Consider the following 14,913-nt stretch of genomic DNA (forward strand, 5'->3'; position numbering starts at 1 on the left):
GCGCATGAACTTCATCAACCAGTTGCGCCTGACCGCCGTGGCCGCCGCCTCGGTGCTGGCGCACGACCTGTGCCTGGCCGAGACCGTGGTCGGCTTCGCGCGCGATGCGGCCACGCAGCGCTTCCTCTACGCCGAGGTGCACGAGTTCAACCGCGCGCCAGACGGCAAGGTGCTCACGGCACAGGCGCGCTACCTGGATCCTCAGGGCCGCGAGATCGCCCGCAAGTCGCTCGACTACCGAGCCAACCGCTTCATCCCCGTCTACAAGATGGAGGTGCCTGCGCAGCGCTACACCGAGGGCATCCGCAGCAACGCGGACCCGGTGGTCGTGTTCAAGCAGGATGGCGAGCGCGAGGAGACCAAAAGCCTGGCGCGCGAGCCCGGCCTGGAGGCCGCCGACTCGGGCTTCAATCACCTGCTGATGGACCAGCTGCCAAGGCTGCTTCAAGGCGAGACGGTGGGCTTTCGGCTCATCGTGGCGGGCCAGATCGACAGCTTTCGGTTTCGCGCCAAACAGGTGGGAGAGACCACCTTCGAGCAGACCCCGGCCGTCAAACTTCGCGTCGAGCCCGACTCGCTGCTCCGGCTGGTGGTCGACCCGCTTGAGCTGGTCTATGACCGCCAGGGCACGCGGCTGATCAGCTACCGGGGCGTCTCCAACATCATCGACCCGCGCACGCAGCAGGTCTACAAGCAAGTCGTCATCACCTACGGTGGCCCGGTGCCGCCCGAAGCCCGCTGGCTTCAGCGAACGGCGGCCACGCCCTGAACGCCGCCCGCCTGGTGACGCCCCGTCCGCACCGCGATCTTGCGGTAGAGCTCGCCCACCGGCACCGGCTTGGGCACGTGGTCGTTCATGCCCGCTTCGAGCACCTTCTCGCGCTCGCCTGACATGGCGTTGGCCGTCATCGCGATGACGGGCACGCGCGACCACTCGGGCTGCTCGCGCATCAAGCGCGTGGCCATGTAGCCGTCCATCTCGGGCATCTGGCAGTCCATCAGCACACAGTCGAACTCGCCCGCTTTCAGGCAGGCCAGCGCCTGTTGCCCGTCGCCAGCCAAGGTCACCTGGATGCCGACTCGCTCGAGCAAGGCCACGGCCAGTTCCTGGTTGACCTCGTTGTCCTCGACGAGCAGCACGCGCAAGCCAGCCAACTCCGGGTGGTCGGCGGCCCCGGGCAGGCTCATCAGGCGTGTGACGGTCGCCGTCGGCATCGACACGGGGGCTTCGGCCACCACGCCAAAAGGCAGCTCGACCCAGAAGGTGCTGCCATGCCCAGGCTCGCTGGCCACGTCGATGCGCCCGCCCATGCGCTCGACCAGCTGGCGGCTGATGGCCAGGCCCAACCCAGTGCCACCGAAGCGGCGAGACGTCGATGCATCGGCCTGCGTGAAGGGCTGGAACAGGCGGCTCATCTGATCGGCGGTCATGCCAAGGCCCGTGTCTTGCACCATGAAGCGAAGGCGCAGCCCCTGACCCGCCTCACCCTCAGAAGCCACAGGCGCCACCGTGTCGACCCGCAAAGCCACCCGGCCCCGGGCGGTGAACTTGACGGCGTTGCCCATGAGGTTGAGCAGCACCTGCTGCAAGCGCAAGGGGTCCCCGCGCAGGCGAGGCGGCACGTCGGGGGCCACCTCGGAACTCAGGATCAGGCTCTGCTCGCGGGCCCTCACCCCGACGATTTCGCTGACGCTGCGCACCACGTCGTCGAGGTCGAAATCAACGGTGTCGATGTCGAGCTTGCCCGCCTCGATCTTGGAGAAATCGAGGATGTCGTTGAGGATGCCCATGAGCAGGTCGGCCGAGGAGCGCACGCGCTGGATGTAGCCACGCTGGGGCTCGGGCAGGCCGCTGTGCAGGGTCAGGTCGGCCATGCCGATGATGGCGTTCATGGGCGTGCGGATTTCGTGGCTGACGTTGGCCAGGAATTCGCCCTTGGCTGCGCTGGCCAGCTCGGCCGCTTCCTTCTCGACGGCCAGTTGCTGGGCCTGACGCTCCATGGCCTGACGCGTCTCGACCTGTTCAAGCAACGAGGCCCGCATGTCGTTGATCGCTACGGCCAGCACGTCGATTTCATCGGGTCCGTCGTGGCGTGGGCGCTCCAGGTGCAGCGGCTGGTCGAGTTGGTCCAGGCCGAGCTCGCCCGCGTAGCGCGAGACCTGCTGCAACGGGCGCAACACCAGCTGCCGCACGCCCACCAGCAACACCAGCGCCAGGGCCGCCGAGCGCACCAGCTCGGTCAGCAAAATGCCCAGGGCCATGTTGCCCACCCGCCCCAGCAAGCCGCTGAGCGAGACCTCGACGCGCAAGGTGCCCACCGACTGGGCGCGCACACCGGGCTGGATGCCATCTTCGTCGGGCGCCAGCAGCGGGTACTCGCGCACCTCGGTTGGGGCCGACCAGATGGACCACCCTGATTTGACGGGACCGACCACAGGGGCCACCGCGAAAGGCAGGTCGCTGTCGATGCTCACCCGGCTCACATCGGGGTAGCGTGCGATGCCCGCCAGCTGGTGGCGAATCTGACCTTCATCGAGCTACCAGACGCTGGCCGACAGGGCCGGCACGTGGGTTGCACCGATGCGCTCAAGGAAAGCATCCAGGTCGTCCTGGCCGCTGCGGTAAGCCGCGTGAAGCTGGTAGGCCGCTGCCAGGCAGGCCACCACCACGCTGATCAGCAGCACCTGCCGAACCAGTCGGCGCGAGATCGAGCGGATCATCGTCGCCCCTTCGCGGCCTCAGCCGGCGCCGACTCGGAGGCCGGCGCCCACTGTCGACGCAGCTCGTCCAGCATGCGCTGGTGCTCACCCGAGCGTTTGATGGCGCGCAGCCCTTGCTCGAATGCATGCGCCAGTCGCTCGCCCTCAGGCCTGGCGCGGGTGAAGCCCAGCCAGAACCCATCGACGCTGATGCGTCCCACGCGCTGCACCCGTCCACTCAGGGTTGGGTCGACTTGCAAGCGGTACCAGGCGGGCAAGGTGTTGACCAGGATGTAGTCGACGCGACCAGCGGCCAGCATGTGCAGCAAGTTGCCGTCGGACGTGGCTGGTTTGCGCTGGATGCGGGGATCCGACATGAACGAGGTGGGGTAGGTGTAGCCCACGGTGATGCCAACACTGCTGCCGCGCAGGTCTTCCTGCACGAGTTGTCGCATGGGCACAGAGGTGTCCGGGCTGCGCCTGGCAAAGATCGCCAGCTCTTCCTCGAACATGGGAGTTGGGTGCCAGTGGTAGAGGGCCTCGTTGGCCGCCGTGCGCGTGGCGTTGAAACAGGCCACGACGGTGCCCTTTTCAGCCTCCAGCATGCAGCGCGCGAACGGCAACGTGCGGAAGCGCACCGACACGCCCTGGCTGGCAAACGCCTGGCGCACCAGGCGAGGTGTCAGGCCCTGCGGCTCGTCGTTGCCAGCCATGCGATAGCTGTAAGGCGGCCAGTCGTCCTCGGCGCCGATGACGATGGTTTCGGCGCGAAGCGAAGCCGCGCCTGCGCCCAAAGCGCACGCCAAACCCATCCACCGAACCGCCCGACCGAGCATCACCACCTCCTGGTCTCGAAGGTGACTGTATCGTCCTTTGGTGCGACTGCCCACCCGCATGAACACGGGCCTGTGCGGTGTTGCGGCGCCAGGGTGACGCACCAGCGTTTGACGTTAGACGATGGCCTGCGCACCAGGGTGCACTCAATGGCGCAGCGGGGCCTCTTCGTCAGAGCACATCCACCGGCAGCTTCAGGTATCGGCGGCCATCGGCCTCGGGCGGTGGCAGGTGCCCTGCCCGCACGTTGACCTGAATCGACGGCAGGATCAGGCGCGGCATGGCCAGCGTGGCATCGCGCGCCTGGCGCATGGCCACGAACGCGGCCTCGTCCACACCCTGGTGCACATGGACATTGCCCTGGCGCTGCTCGCCGACCGTGCAAACGGCCAAGGGAGCGCGGTCGGTGACCGGGTAGTCATGGCACATGAACAAGCGCGTCTCAGGCGGCAGGGCCAGCAGACGCTGGATCGAGCCGTAGAGCGCATGCGCGTCGCCGCCGGGGAAGTCGCAGCGCGCCGTGCCCACGTCAGGCGGGAACAGGGTGTCGCCCACGAACACGGCATCGCCCACCACGTAAGCCAGGTCGGCCGGCGTGTGCCCGGGCACGTGCCAGGCCTGGGCCTTCAAGGCCCCGATCGAGAACACTTCGCCGTCGGCGAACAGGTGGTCGAACTGCGATCCATCGGTGGCGAAACCGGGCTCCAGGTTGAAGATGGGTTTGAACACACCCTGCACGCGTCGAATGGCCTCGCCGATGGCGATGCGCCCTCCCAACTCGGCTTTGAGGTACGGTGCCGAGCTCAGGTGATCGGCATGCGCGTGGGTTTCCAGGATCCAGTCCACCGTCAAGCCCTTGGCGCGCACGAATGCGATGACCGCATCGGCCGAGTCGCGCCGGGTGCGACCACTGGCCGGATCGAAGTCCAGCACCGGGTCGACGATGGCGGCGCGGCCACCGACCTGGTCGTAGACCACGTGGGTGAAAGTGCTGGTGGCTGGGTCGAAAAACGACTGGACAAGGGCGGGGGCGGCGGAGGGGCTCATGGGACTCCCGATGACGGCTGCAAAGAGCCGAGTTCAAGCTGATGCAATCACTTTATTGACAAACAATCTATTCGTCAACATAATTTAATTCATGCAAGTGAAAGACCCTGCGCAAGAACTCACGCGCCCTCGCCCGCCCAAGCCCGACCTGGCATCGCTGCAAGCCTCGGCCAACCAGGCCTGCGCGCTGCTCAAGGTGCTGGCCCATGGCGACCGGCTCATCATCCTGTGCCGCCTGGCCCAGGGCGAGTTCTGCGTGGGCGAGCTGGAAGAAGACCTCGGCATCCGCCAGCCCACGCTGTCGCAGCAACTCGGCGTGCTCCGGCAAGAAGGCCTGGTCGCCACCCGCCGCGAAGGCAAACACATCTTCTACAAGCTGGTCAGCGAAGACGCACTGGCCGTGCTCACCGTGCTGCACGAGCGCATGTGCAGCCAGGCCATGCCCGAATGAACCCATGTTGACGACTGCCTTGCTGGGCGCCCTCATCGGCCTGGTGCTGGCCTTGACCGGCGCGGGCGGTGGCGTGTTGTCCATCCCGCTGCTGGTGCTGGTGCTGCATCAGCCCATGGCACAAGCCGCCCCCGCGGGCTTGCTGGCCGTGGGGCTGGCTGCGGCACTGGGCGCGGTGCTGGGCCTGCGGCAAGGCATCGTGCGCTACCGCGCTGCGCTGCTCATCGGCCTGATGGGCATGCTGGCCGCACCGCTGGGCGTGTGGCTGGCGCACCAACTGCCCGCCATGCCCCTGCTGCTGGGCATGTCGGCGCTGCTGGCCTGGCTGGGCTGGCGCGCGTGGCGTGACAGCGCCTTGCCGGGCGGCGAGGCCACCCGGCTGGAGCAGGTGCCGTGTCAGGTCATCGCGCCGGGCGAGCCCTTGAAGTGGACCGCTCCTTGCGCACGCGCTTTGGCCGTCACAGGTCTGCAATCGGGCCTGCTCAGTGGCCTGGTGGGCGTGGGCGGTGGCTTCGTGATCGTGCCCGCCTTGCAGCGCCACACCGACCTCGACCTGCCCAGCGTGCAAGCCACGTCGCTGGCGGTGATCGCGCTGGTGTCCATCAGTGGTGTGGGCGCGGCCATCGGGCACGGGTCGGTGTCGGTCGAGCTCGCCCTGCCCTTTGCTGGCGGGGCCGTGCTGGCCTTGTTGGCAGGCCGGCGCTGGGCCGACCTGCTGCCCGTGAGCTGGATGAAGCGGGGCTTCGCCGTGCTGAGCCTGCTCACCGCCGCGCTGATGCTGGCGCGCGCAGCGGGCGGGCTTTGAGCCATGGGGCCAAGGCGGCCCGGATCGCTCGGCCGGGGGCGTCAGCCGTTGATCGTCGCCGGGCTGTAGCACAGGCGGCTGGGCCGAATGCCCATGCGCACCAGCGAGATCAAATAGCCGATGCCCGCCTGGTTCGGGTCGATCACCGGCACATAGGCCTGCAGCGCTTCGCTCAGCAGCACCGAGAGCTTCTCGGCCACGCCCACGAAGCCGGTGCAGCCCAGCAAGAGCGACTGCGCCCCGCGCTCGTTGATCAACTTGAGCGCCACCGGGAAGGACTTGGCCACCACCACGTCGACGTTCGAGAGTTGATCGACCGGGCAATCGATGGGAGCGATGCCGGCGAAGTTCTCTGACTGCCCATACGTCAGCACATGGCCCTGCTGCATGGCCAGCGTGCTGGGCAAAATCGTCAGGATGCCGAAGCGCTGGCTCAACCCCAGCGCCGTGAACGCCGAGGTCGGGAAGCCCCCGATGATCGGGATGTCGATGACCTCGCGAGCGGCCTCCACACCGCACATGTCGAAGTCGCTCAACCAGATGCCATCGAAGCCCTGGTCCTGCAGCGACTTGGCCAGCTTCACCACCGGAAAGCCGTTTTCCAGCCAGTCGGTGCGGTTCTGGATGCAGTCGTGGCCCTGGTCGATGTTGTGCACGCTCACGTCCACATCGGGCGGCAGCACGGGCGCCACGGCCTTGAGCAACAGGTCGTTGAACTGGCTGGTGTTGACGGGCGCGATGATCGCGATGCGCAAACGGCGGGTTGCATCAGCCATGCTGAACCTCCTGGTGCGAAGCATGAACGGGCATGGCCGCGAGCTTTTCCACCGGCACGTATGGTCCGCGGTAGCCCAGCGTGTTGACCTGCTGCATGAAGCTGTCGAGGATGAGCCCGTTCGGCACGCGCAGCAGCGGGTTCGCAGACAGGCCCAGCAGCGTGACGGGTCGCCCGCGGTAAGCCGGGTTCAGGCTGCCATCGGGCTGAACGATGTCGCCATTCGACGCCACGACTTCGCCATCGCCCTCGAAGAACCAGCAGATGCTGTCGGGCGCCATGCACAAAGGCTGCGCGCGGTCGCTGGCCCAGGCCAGCAGCGACTCGTTCTGGTACAGCACCTCGGCCGTGTGGCCGCCTGCCTTGACGGTCACGGTGCCCAGGTCGAACCCACCGGTGGTGTCCACCGCCGCTTCCCACAACTCACCGGTGGGGAACAGCGCCAGTGCCTTCACGCCCCAACGGTCATGCAGCTGCTTGATCACCTCGTCCACGCTCTTGAAAGCACCGGCACGCACCGAACGACCGAACTCCAGCGCCCGCGTCAGCGTGCCCGTGATGGGCAGGGCCTCGCGCAGCTTGGCGGGCGTCATCACCCACATGGCCAGGCCACCGAATTGCTTGAACTCGGGGGCCGCCACGATGGGTCGCATCATCTGTTCGACGATGGTCGAAACATCCTGCTGATGCTGGCGGTCGCCGCCCGAACCCTTGGCCGGCGTGACATCGAGCTCCACCGCCAGGCCGTCCTGGCTGACCAGGATGGCGGGGCGCGGGTCCACGTGCCGGGCCGCAAAAGTCAGCATCGGCAGCGAAGGCACCGCGCGCCCTGCCCCGTCGCCATCGACCACCGCCAGGCCCAGCTTGGCTGCCACCAGGCAGGCGACCGAGAAGCCCAGCGCGCCGCTCTCGGGCGGCACCACGTAGCCCAGCTTGCGGCCCTCGCTTTTGAGGTGCGCCTGGATCTGCTCGACCGCCAGCACCGGGCCCACCGGGTAGGCCGCGCCGTCGATGGCCTCGGGCGAGCCCATGTAGGCCACCATGACCGACTCGCCATCGGTGGCCTCGTCCACGGTCACCACCCGGACCTCATCGCTCGGGTAGTAAGACCCCTTCTCGAAATGCGCGACCAGCCCCTGGGCCGATTCGATCGTGCCGCCGCCGCCGCTGCCAAAGAAACATCCGCCCAGGAGCAAAGGCTCCAGGTCGACCCGCCTGAGTGTCATCGCCATCGCGCTCTCCCCGGCCCACCATGGGCCTTACGCAAGGAGGCTCATGTTGCGAGTTGTTCGAGCAGCGTCAAAGCCCGATGCAAGCCGGAAAAAGGGGCGTTCTTGTCGAGCGGCCTGAGGGTCTTGTCGAGCAGGTCGCGCGCGGAGCGGGTGCGACCCGAGGCGTGAAGCAGCTCGGCCAGGTGGGTGGCGGTGCGGATGCGCGCCGGCATCGCGCCCAGCGCCAGCGAGGTGGACATGGCGCTGCGCAGCGCGTCTTCGGCGCCTTCGAGGTCACCCATGGCCTGGCGCGCCCTGCCCTGCACGTCCAGCAGCTCGCCGAGGTAGGCGCGGTCCTGGTGGTCCAGGCAGACGTCCATGGCCTGGCTGATGAGGCGGTCACTCTCGGCGGCATGGCCAGCCAGCAGCAGGGCCTCGCCCAGCTTCCAGGCGTGGAAGGAGTAGAACAGCTTGCCCCCGTTGCGCAGCATGTGCATCTCGAAGCCGTCGCGGATGGCGGTCTCGGCCTCGTCAAAGCGGCCTTGCGCCGTCAGGTGCACACCACGGAAGATCTGGCCCACGCCCAGGTAGAACACGAAGCCGTGGCGAGCCGAGAGCTTCTCCAGGTCGGCGGCCAAAGGGCCCAGCGCGTCCATGTCCTCGAACAGGCAGGCCAGCCAGGCGGCACCTTGCAAGGCGATGGCCTGGTTCAAGGGGTGCTCGGCCGTCTGCTCTGCGCGGCGCACCAGGCGCTGGCGCACGGCTTCGGCCCGTGCAAAGTCGCCCACCTGGAAAGCGGCCAGGCCCTCGAAGTTCAGCGCCAGCCCGACCAGGTCAAAGCCCTGCGTGCGGCCGCGCTCCTGATCGGCCACCGGCGCCAGGCCACCACGCTGCAGGCAGGCCAGGGCCTCGGCGCTGTCGCCCAGCCAGAACAGGGTGTTGGCCATGGCCACATGGGCTTCGGCCACCAGGTCGGCGTCGCCACTGCCCTGTGCGCGCTGCAGCATCTCCTGCACCGTGCCGCGGGCCTTGCCCAGGTCCATGGCCATGAGCTGGGTGGTCCAGATGCCGAACAGGATGGAGCTCAGCTCAGCGTTGTCGACGACGCCATCACCCGCGTGAAACGCCGCCTCGTAGGCTTGCAAAGCGTCGGCGCTGAGCCAGCCTTCGAGGCTGCGCAGGCTCACGCCCAGCAGGCGGTGCAGGTCGTAGCTCAGGCGCTGGGTCTCGGGTGAAGGGCCCACATTGCGCACGCGGTCCAGGCCCATGCGCAGCAGCGGCACGGCCTCTTTGAAGGCGGCGGCCTGGATGTGGCGCTGGGCTTCCTCCAGGCAGTCTTCGGCGGTGCGCTGGCGCTCGCTGCGCGCGGCGAGCCGACGCTCAACGGCCTTGCGGCTGACACCCAGCAGGCGGGCCGCTGCCGACTTGTTGTCCTCGCTGAGCTGCATGGCGCGGTCGATGAGCAACTGCTCTGCCGCAGCGAGCTTGTCTTCACCCGGCAGGGTCAGCAGGGCATCGGCCAGCGAAACCGGGTCGACTTGTTCGGTGATCGCCTGCGGGTTCAGGAAGTCAGCCAGCTCCTCGGCGGTGATGTGCGATTTCTCGGACAGCACGCCCAGGCGATCGACCACGCTGCGCAGCTGGCGGATATTGCCCGGCCAGGCGTGGTGCTGCAGACGCTGCAGCGCGGCCTCGCTGAAGGTGATCGGGCGGGGTTGCAGCGAGGCGAAATGTGTCGCCAGCTCGGGGATGTCCTCGCGGCGCTGATCCAGGCCCGGCACGTCGAGCACGAACACCGCCAGGCGGTAGTAAAGGTCTTCGCGGAAGTGGCCGGTGCGCACCAAGGCTTCGAGGTCGCGGTGGGAGGCTGCCACCACCCGGCCCATGAAGCGGCGGACTTCGGTCGAGCCCACGGGGCGGAAAGAGCGCGTCTCCAGCACCCGAAGCAGCTTGGGCTGCAGGGACAGGGGCAACTCGCCGATTTCGTCCAGGAACAAGGTGCCCGTGCCCACGCGCTCGAAAAAGCCGGGGTGGTTGGCCACGGCACCGGTGAAAGCGCCCTTGGCGTAGCCGAACAACTCGGCCTCGGCCAGGTGCTCGGGCAAAGCGCCGCAGTTGATGTCCAGGAAAGGCGCCAGCGGATCTCGGCTGCGGTGGTGGATGAGCTGCGCCATCACCTCCTTGCCCGACCCGGTCGGCCCTGAGATGAGCACCGCACGGTCGGTGTGAGCCACCCGGTCCAGCAAGCGCAACAGGTGCAGGAAGGCGGGCGCGCGCCCGACCACCCGGGGTTCGATCGCTGGCAGGCCTGCGGGGATGTCGCGCATGGGGTACTTCAAATGACAAGAGGTGACATCCTACCCATTTCGTCCACCCTGCGGGTGAATAGCGGACGAATTCGTCCACAAAAAACACCCAGAAAGGCTTGAAAAGGCTCGATACGAGGCTGATGCGGGGCAAATCCGACCTGGCACGACGGTTGCAGTAAAGGTGTCAAGGCCAGGCCGAAGCCCGTGACGTGTCAGCGCGAACGTCACGCCAGCGACGGCCACACACAACAAGGCATCTGCTCGGGGAATTCGCGCTGTCGAACAGGTGACTGTCGAAACATGCAGGCAACGGCACAGACTCAAGGGGTCACGAACCCCCATGCACTGGCGTCCATCATGAAGGCCAGTGAATCGTGTCACATCGTCGCCCAGGAGGACATCCTGGACGAAAACGGCACCAAGCTTTGGGCCAAGGGCCAGCCCGTTTCACGGGCCTTGCAACAGAGGCTGCTTGAGCGAAAGCTCAGTCAACCCCTGGAATCCTGCCTGCGGGCAGAAGACGGGGTCACCCATGGCGAAATGGTCGAAATGGCCCGCCGACTGGTGGACACCCTGACGCTGCTGCACAGCGCGATCAGCCCGTGGGCCAGCGACTTGCTCAGCGACATCCCCCGGTTGCCCCTGCACCCGGTGGCGCAACTGCTGTTGACCGCTGCGCGCGGCAGCAGCCCACAGGCCTACGAGCACGCGATCCAGTCGATGCTGCTGGCTGGGGCCCTGGCGCTGCACGCCGGTGGCGACCGCTACCAGCAGCGCCTGAGCATGCTGGGCGGGCTGCTGCACGACATTGGCGAGCTCTACATCCAGCCCGATTACCTTCGAGACGACCTGCCGCTGGGGCCGGAAGCCTGGCGCAGCATCTGCGTGCACCCGCGCGTGGGCGAGATGCTCCTGCAACGCCAGACGGACTACCCCAAGGAACTCTGTCGGGCCGTGGGCGAACACCACGAACGAGGCAACGGCCTGGGCTACCCGGCCCGGGTGCGCTACCTGTCTTGGCTGGGTGCGCGCCTGAGCGCGGTCGAAACCTTCATGGGGGTGCTGGGCTCGGAGCAGCCCGACGCCTGGGAACACGCCGCGTTGGCGGTGCGCCTGGTGCCGGGGGAGTTCGACGGCTCCGCCGTGTCGTTTGCCAGCCAGGCTGCGCGGCGCCACCAGGGCCAAGGGCGCATCACCCCTTGCCCGGATGGGCAGGTCGTTTGGGACGCCGCCCAGGAACTCAAGAACGGGCTCCAAGCTGCACTGAGGGAGTCGTGGGTGCTGGCCGCCAGCTCCGCGTCACCCAAGGTCAGCGGCACGGCCCGCATGGTCTCGCCCATCCTCGAGCAGCTGCTGCGCTCGTGCGACGCGCTGGGCCTGTGGGCGCCCCGTCACCTGGCGGGCGAGCACTTGCACGAGTTGCACCTGGCCCACCAGGAGTTGCGCTTTCGGGTGCAGTCCCTGCGCCGCGTGTCCTGCTGGCTGGACGAAAGCTGGCTGCCCCACGAGAGCGAAGAGCTTGACAAGCTGTGGAGCGTGGTTGGCAACAGCCTGGCGCCCCAAGCAGCCTGAAACACTTCAGCGCACGCGCTGACCCTGCGCGTCGATCACCACTTCGCCATCTTCTTTGGTGAAGGGCCCCTGCTGGGGCGCCGGCAGGATGTCGAGCACCAGCTCCGACGGCCGACACAGGCGGGTGCCCAGCTCGGTCACCACGATCGGGCGGTTGATGAGCACGGGGTGGGCCAGCATCGCGTCGATCAGCTCGGCGTCGGTGCGCGCCGCATCGTTCAAACCGAGCTCGCTGCACAGCGCTTCTTTCGAACGCATCACGTCTCGCACCGACAGGCCACTGGCCGCGATCAACTGCACGAGCTGTTCTCGCGACGGTGGGGTCTCCAGGTAGGCGACCACGGTGGGCTCGATGCCGGCGTTGCGGATCAGGGCGAGGGTGTTGCGCGAGGTGCCGCAACGCGGGTTGTGGAAGATGGTGACAGCGCTCATGGCTCAGGCCTGTGAAGAAGACGACGGGATGGGGGACGCGGCAGCCTTGCCCAGGCAGGCGTGCAGCAGCACCCCCACGGCGGCCCCAGCCAACTGCGCCAGCATGAACGCGGGCGCGCTTTGCGGCGCGATGCCGGCAAAGCTGTCCGAGAACATGCGCCCGAAGGCTGCGGCGGGGTTGGCGAACGAGGTCGAGGCCGTGAAGAAGTAGGCCGCGCCAATGTAGCAAGCCACCAGGGCCGACACGCGCTGCGGCGAGGCGCGCAAGATCACCAGCAGCAGGCCTGCCGTGGCCACCGCCTCGGCCAGCCACTGGCCGCCACCGGCGCGCAGCTTGCTCGACCACTGCAGGATGGGCATCTCGAACATGGCGTGGACCAACCAGGCCCCACAAGCCGCCCCGGCCAACTGGGCCACGATGTAGGCGAGCAACAGGGCTGCAGGCAGCTCGCGCCGCCAGGCCATGACCAGGCTGACCGCCGGGTTGAAATGCGCCCCGCTGACCGGGCCGAACACCTCGATCAGCACGAACAGACCGAACACCGTGGCCACGGTGTTGCACAACAAGGCCAGCGCCACGTTGCCCTGGGCCAGCCGCTCGGCCATCACCCCCGAGCCAATGACCACGGCCAGCAGCAGCAGCGTGCCCAGGAACTCGCCCAACAGGCGCCTCGACGTCGTCGGCATCATGGCCTCAGCTCCTGGCGATGGCTTGCAAGGCAGCCAGCAGCTCGTCACGCGGCAGGGTCTGCAGCGGCAGGTCCAGCAGCTGCAGCATGCGGTAGCCGATGGCCTGGCGCGTGAGCTCGAAGGCACGGCGCTTGCCCTCGTCGCCGCCTTCGGCGTTCGACGGGTCGGGGTAGCCCCAGTGCACCTTCACAGGCTGCCCATGGCCACCGAAGAAGACCGGGCAGGCCTCGGCCGCCGCGCTGTCGCACACCGTGATGACGATGGACAGCGGCGGAGCCTCGGGCGAGGTGAACTCGTCCCAGCTTTTGCTGCGGTAGGCCGCGGTGTCGATGCCGGCGTTGTTCAGGGCCTGCAGCGCGAACGGGTTGAGCCGACCGCTGGGCGCGCTGCCGGCGCTGTGCGCCTTGACGTCTTTGCCCAGCTTGGCAGCCAGGTGGTTGAGCATGCCTTCGGAAAGCACGCTGCGCGCGGAGTTGTGGGTGCAGAGGATGAGGACGTGGGTGGTCATGGTCACTCTCGGCCGATGGCGTCAAGTTTGGATTGCAGGGAAAGGGGTTCAAGTTTGTCGATGGGCAAGGCCAGCAGCAGCTCGATGCGGCGCTTGAGCACGTGCGCCACATCGAGGAAGCGTCGCTGTTGCTCGACCGCGTTGTCGCAAGGCACAGCCGGGTCGGGCACGCCCCAGTGCGCGGTCATGGGCTGACCAGGCCACACCGGGCAGACCTCGCCTGCGGCGTTGTCGCACACGGTGAACACGAAATCGAGCGCCGGGGCATCGGGTGCGGCGAACACGTCCCAGCTCTTGGAGCTCATGCCTTCGGCAGGCACGTGCAAGCCGACCAGGGTGGACAGCGCCATCGGGTGCACCTCGCCCTTGGGGTGGCTGCCCGCCGACCAGGCCCGAAAGCGGCCGTTGCCCAGGTGGTTGGCCAGGGCCTCGGCCAGGATGGAGCGGGCGGAGTTGCCCGTGCAGATGAACAGAACATTGAACGTGCGCATGCCAGACCTCAGCAGCAAGAAGAACCAACGGATTTGACGGGGATGCCGATGGGCTTGCCCGCAACGCGCGGTGTGCAGCAGGCCGATGCGTCGGCAGCCGCTGCGGCGCCAGGGACTGCACTGGCGCTGACAGCCTCCCCGGTCGGCGCAACGCTGGCGGCCTCGTCATTCACGGCCGATTCGGCTTCGCGGAACACCGGGATCGAGCCCAGCGTCTGGAAGTGCTCCCAGGGCAGGCCCTGCGGATCGATCACCCAGTGCTTGTCACTTCGGGCATAGCAGCAGGTGGTGGCGCCCTCGTCGATCAGCGACAGGTCAGCCGCCTGGGCGCGCGCCTTCATGGCGGCCAGGTCGGCGTCGTTGTCCACCTGGATGCCCAGGTGGTCAAGCCCGGTGTGGCCATGCCCGCGTGTGGAGATGGCGAAGTTCACCGCCGGGTCGTTGAGCATCCACTTGGCGTAGTCGGCTTCGACGCGGGCGGGCTGGGCGCCGAACATCTTCGAATAGAAGTCGATGTTGCGGGCCAGGTCTTGGACGTGAACGTGGACGTGAAAGCGCTTCATGGTGGACCTTTCTCAGCAGGTGGAACAGGGCGAGGCGGGCACACAGGCCGCTTCGTCACAGGGCCGGCCGGCGCAGCAGTGCTCGGTCAGGTAGGACAGCAAGGCGTTCATGTGCGCGAACACCGCGCGGTAGATGAGGTGCCGGCCCTCGCGCTCCTGGTCGATCAGGCCGGCGTGGGTCAGCTCTTTGAGGTGAAAGGACAAGGTGGTGGCCGCCACGCCGAGTTGCTCGGACAAGGCCGTGGGCGTGAGCCCGGCCGGGCCAGCCACCACGAGGGCGCGGAACACGCGCAGGCGCACGGGCTGGGCCAGGGCGGCCAGGGAGGCGATGACGGTCTCTTCTTCCATGCTTCAATTATTATTGAATAATTGAATTGGCGCAAGCACGAACTAGGGGCTGTTAACACTAATTGCAACGCTGGGCATCATGCTGGACACTGCCCGACATGGAGATCACACCCAAGCAATTCGCGCGCATCGAGCATTGCCTTCCACTGCAGCGAGGCAACGTGAGCCTGTCCAATC

General features: G+C 67.5%; 17 protein-coding genes. 4 read left to right on the forward strand and 13 right to left on the reverse strand.

What is annotated here, in order from left to right; translation table 11 throughout:
- Positions 1-4: 4 nt before the first annotated feature.
- The gene (locus tag ABG80_RS07475) at positions 5-769 is read left to right on the forward strand and encodes a hypothetical protein (protein ID WP_058087106.1); all 765 of its coding nucleotides are present in this window, start codon (positions 5-7) and stop codon (positions 767-769) included.
- On the opposite strand, the gene ABG80_RS07480 is transcribed toward ABG80_RS07475, so the two are convergent.
- The 4 genes from ABG80_RS07480 to ABG80_RS07495 form a co-directional block, all read right to left on the reverse strand.
- Positions 745-2,484 (reverse strand): ATP-binding protein, encoded by a 1,740-nt coding sequence (locus tag ABG80_RS07480; protein WP_235513778.1) that lies wholly within the window; start codon positions 2,482-2,484, stop codon positions 745-747. The genes ABG80_RS07475 and ABG80_RS07480 overlap by 25 nt on opposite strands.
- Before the next feature lie 54 nt (positions 2,485-2,538).
- Complete coding sequence (locus ABG80_RS07485; protein WP_058087108.1) at positions 2,539-2,721, reverse strand: hypothetical protein; 183 nt, start codon at positions 2,719-2,721, stop codon at positions 2,539-2,541.
- Positions 2,718-3,536 (reverse strand): substrate-binding periplasmic protein, encoded by an 819-nt coding sequence (locus ABG80_RS07490; protein ID WP_083505908.1) that lies wholly within the window; start codon positions 3,534-3,536, stop codon positions 2,718-2,720. Before ABG80_RS07490 ends, ABG80_RS07485 begins: the two co-directional genes overlap by 4 nt.
- A 169-nt stretch (positions 3,537-3,705) precedes the next feature.
- Positions 3,706-4,581 (reverse strand): MBL fold metallo-hydrolase, encoded by an 876-nt coding sequence (locus tag ABG80_RS07495; protein ID WP_058087109.1) that lies wholly within the window; start codon positions 4,579-4,581, stop codon positions 3,706-3,708.
- Between the two features lie 91 nt (positions 4,582-4,672).
- On the opposite strand from ABG80_RS07495, the gene ABG80_RS07500 reads away from it, so the two are divergent.
- Positions 4,673-5,032 (forward strand): ArsR/SmtB family transcription factor, encoded by a 360-nt coding sequence (locus tag ABG80_RS07500; RefSeq protein WP_058087110.1) that lies wholly within the window; start codon positions 4,673-4,675, stop codon positions 5,030-5,032.
- Positions 5,033-5,036: 4 nt separating this feature from the next.
- The gene (locus ABG80_RS07505; protein WP_058087111.1) at positions 5,037-5,837 is read left to right on the forward strand and encodes a sulfite exporter TauE/SafE family protein; all 801 of its coding nucleotides are present in this window, start codon (positions 5,037-5,039) and stop codon (positions 5,835-5,837) included.
- A 41-nt stretch (positions 5,838-5,878) separates the two neighbouring features.
- Here ABG80_RS07505 and ABG80_RS07510 read toward each other — a convergent pair whose 3' ends face one another.
- The 3 genes from ABG80_RS07510 to ABG80_RS07520 are packed head-to-tail and all read right to left on the reverse strand — an operon-like array spanning position 5,879 to position 10,150.
- Positions 5,879-6,613 (reverse strand): aspartate/glutamate racemase family protein, encoded by a 735-nt coding sequence (locus ABG80_RS07510; protein ID WP_058087112.1) that lies wholly within the window; start codon positions 6,611-6,613, stop codon positions 5,879-5,881.
- On the reverse strand, positions 6,606-7,844 hold the full coding sequence (locus tag ABG80_RS07515; protein WP_058087113.1) for a DUF917 domain-containing protein: 1,239 nt from the start codon (positions 7,842-7,844) through the stop codon (positions 6,606-6,608). Before ABG80_RS07515 ends, ABG80_RS07510 begins: the two co-directional genes overlap by 8 nt.
- 41 nt (positions 7,845-7,885) lie before the next feature.
- The gene (locus ABG80_RS07520; protein ID WP_058087114.1) at positions 7,886-10,150 is read right to left on the reverse strand and encodes a sigma-54-dependent transcriptional regulator; all 2,265 of its coding nucleotides are present in this window, start codon (positions 10,148-10,150) and stop codon (positions 7,886-7,888) included.
- A gap of 339 nt (positions 10,151-10,489) precedes the next feature.
- Between ABG80_RS07520 and ABG80_RS07525 the strand changes: the two genes are divergently transcribed.
- On the forward strand, positions 10,490-11,704 hold the full coding sequence (locus tag ABG80_RS07525; RefSeq protein ID WP_058087115.1) for an HD-GYP domain-containing protein: 1,215 nt from the start codon (positions 10,490-10,492) through the stop codon (positions 11,702-11,704).
- Positions 11,705-11,710: 6 nt separating this feature from the next.
- On the opposite strand, the gene arsC is transcribed toward ABG80_RS07525, so the two are convergent.
- Genes arsC through ABG80_RS07555 form a run of 6 tightly spaced genes read right to left on the reverse strand, consistent with a single transcriptional unit; the run spans position 11,711 to position 14,736 of the window.
- Positions 11,711-12,136 (reverse strand): arsenate reductase (glutaredoxin), encoded by a 426-nt coding sequence (gene arsC / locus ABG80_RS07530; RefSeq protein WP_058087116.1) that lies wholly within the window; start codon positions 12,134-12,136, stop codon positions 11,711-11,713.
- Positions 12,137-12,139: 3 nt separating this feature from the next.
- Positions 12,140-12,823, reverse strand: a complete 684-nt coding sequence (locus ABG80_RS07535) for an aquaporin (protein ID WP_058087126.1) — start codon at positions 12,821-12,823, stop codon at positions 12,140-12,142.
- A gap of 7 nt (positions 12,824-12,830) precedes the next feature.
- Complete coding sequence (locus tag ABG80_RS07540) at positions 12,831-13,334, reverse strand: arsenate reductase ArsC (RefSeq protein WP_058087117.1); 504 nt, start codon at positions 13,332-13,334, stop codon at positions 12,831-12,833.
- Positions 13,335-13,336: 2 nt separating this feature from the next.
- Positions 13,337-13,825 carry an arsenate reductase ArsC gene (locus ABG80_RS07545; RefSeq protein ID WP_058087118.1) on the reverse strand — a complete coding sequence of 163 codons (489 nt, stop codon included), beginning with the start codon at positions 13,823-13,825 and terminating at the stop codon, positions 13,337-13,339.
- Positions 13,826-13,833: 8 nt separating this feature from the next.
- The gene (locus tag ABG80_RS07550) at positions 13,834-14,388 is read right to left on the reverse strand and encodes an ArsI/CadI family heavy metal resistance metalloenzyme (protein WP_058087119.1); all 555 of its coding nucleotides are present in this window, start codon (positions 14,386-14,388) and stop codon (positions 13,834-13,836) included.
- Between the two features lie 12 nt (positions 14,389-14,400).
- Entirely contained in the window at positions 14,401-14,736 is a 336-nt protein-coding gene (locus ABG80_RS07555; protein WP_058087120.1) for an ArsR/SmtB family transcription factor, read from the reverse strand.
- Between the last annotated feature and the right edge of the window lie 177 nt (positions 14,737-14,913).

The organism is Aquabacterium parvum (assembly GCF_001447195.1).
GTDB classification, from domain to species: domain Bacteria; phylum Pseudomonadota; class Gammaproteobacteria; order Burkholderiales; family Burkholderiaceae_C; genus Aquabacterium; species Aquabacterium parvum.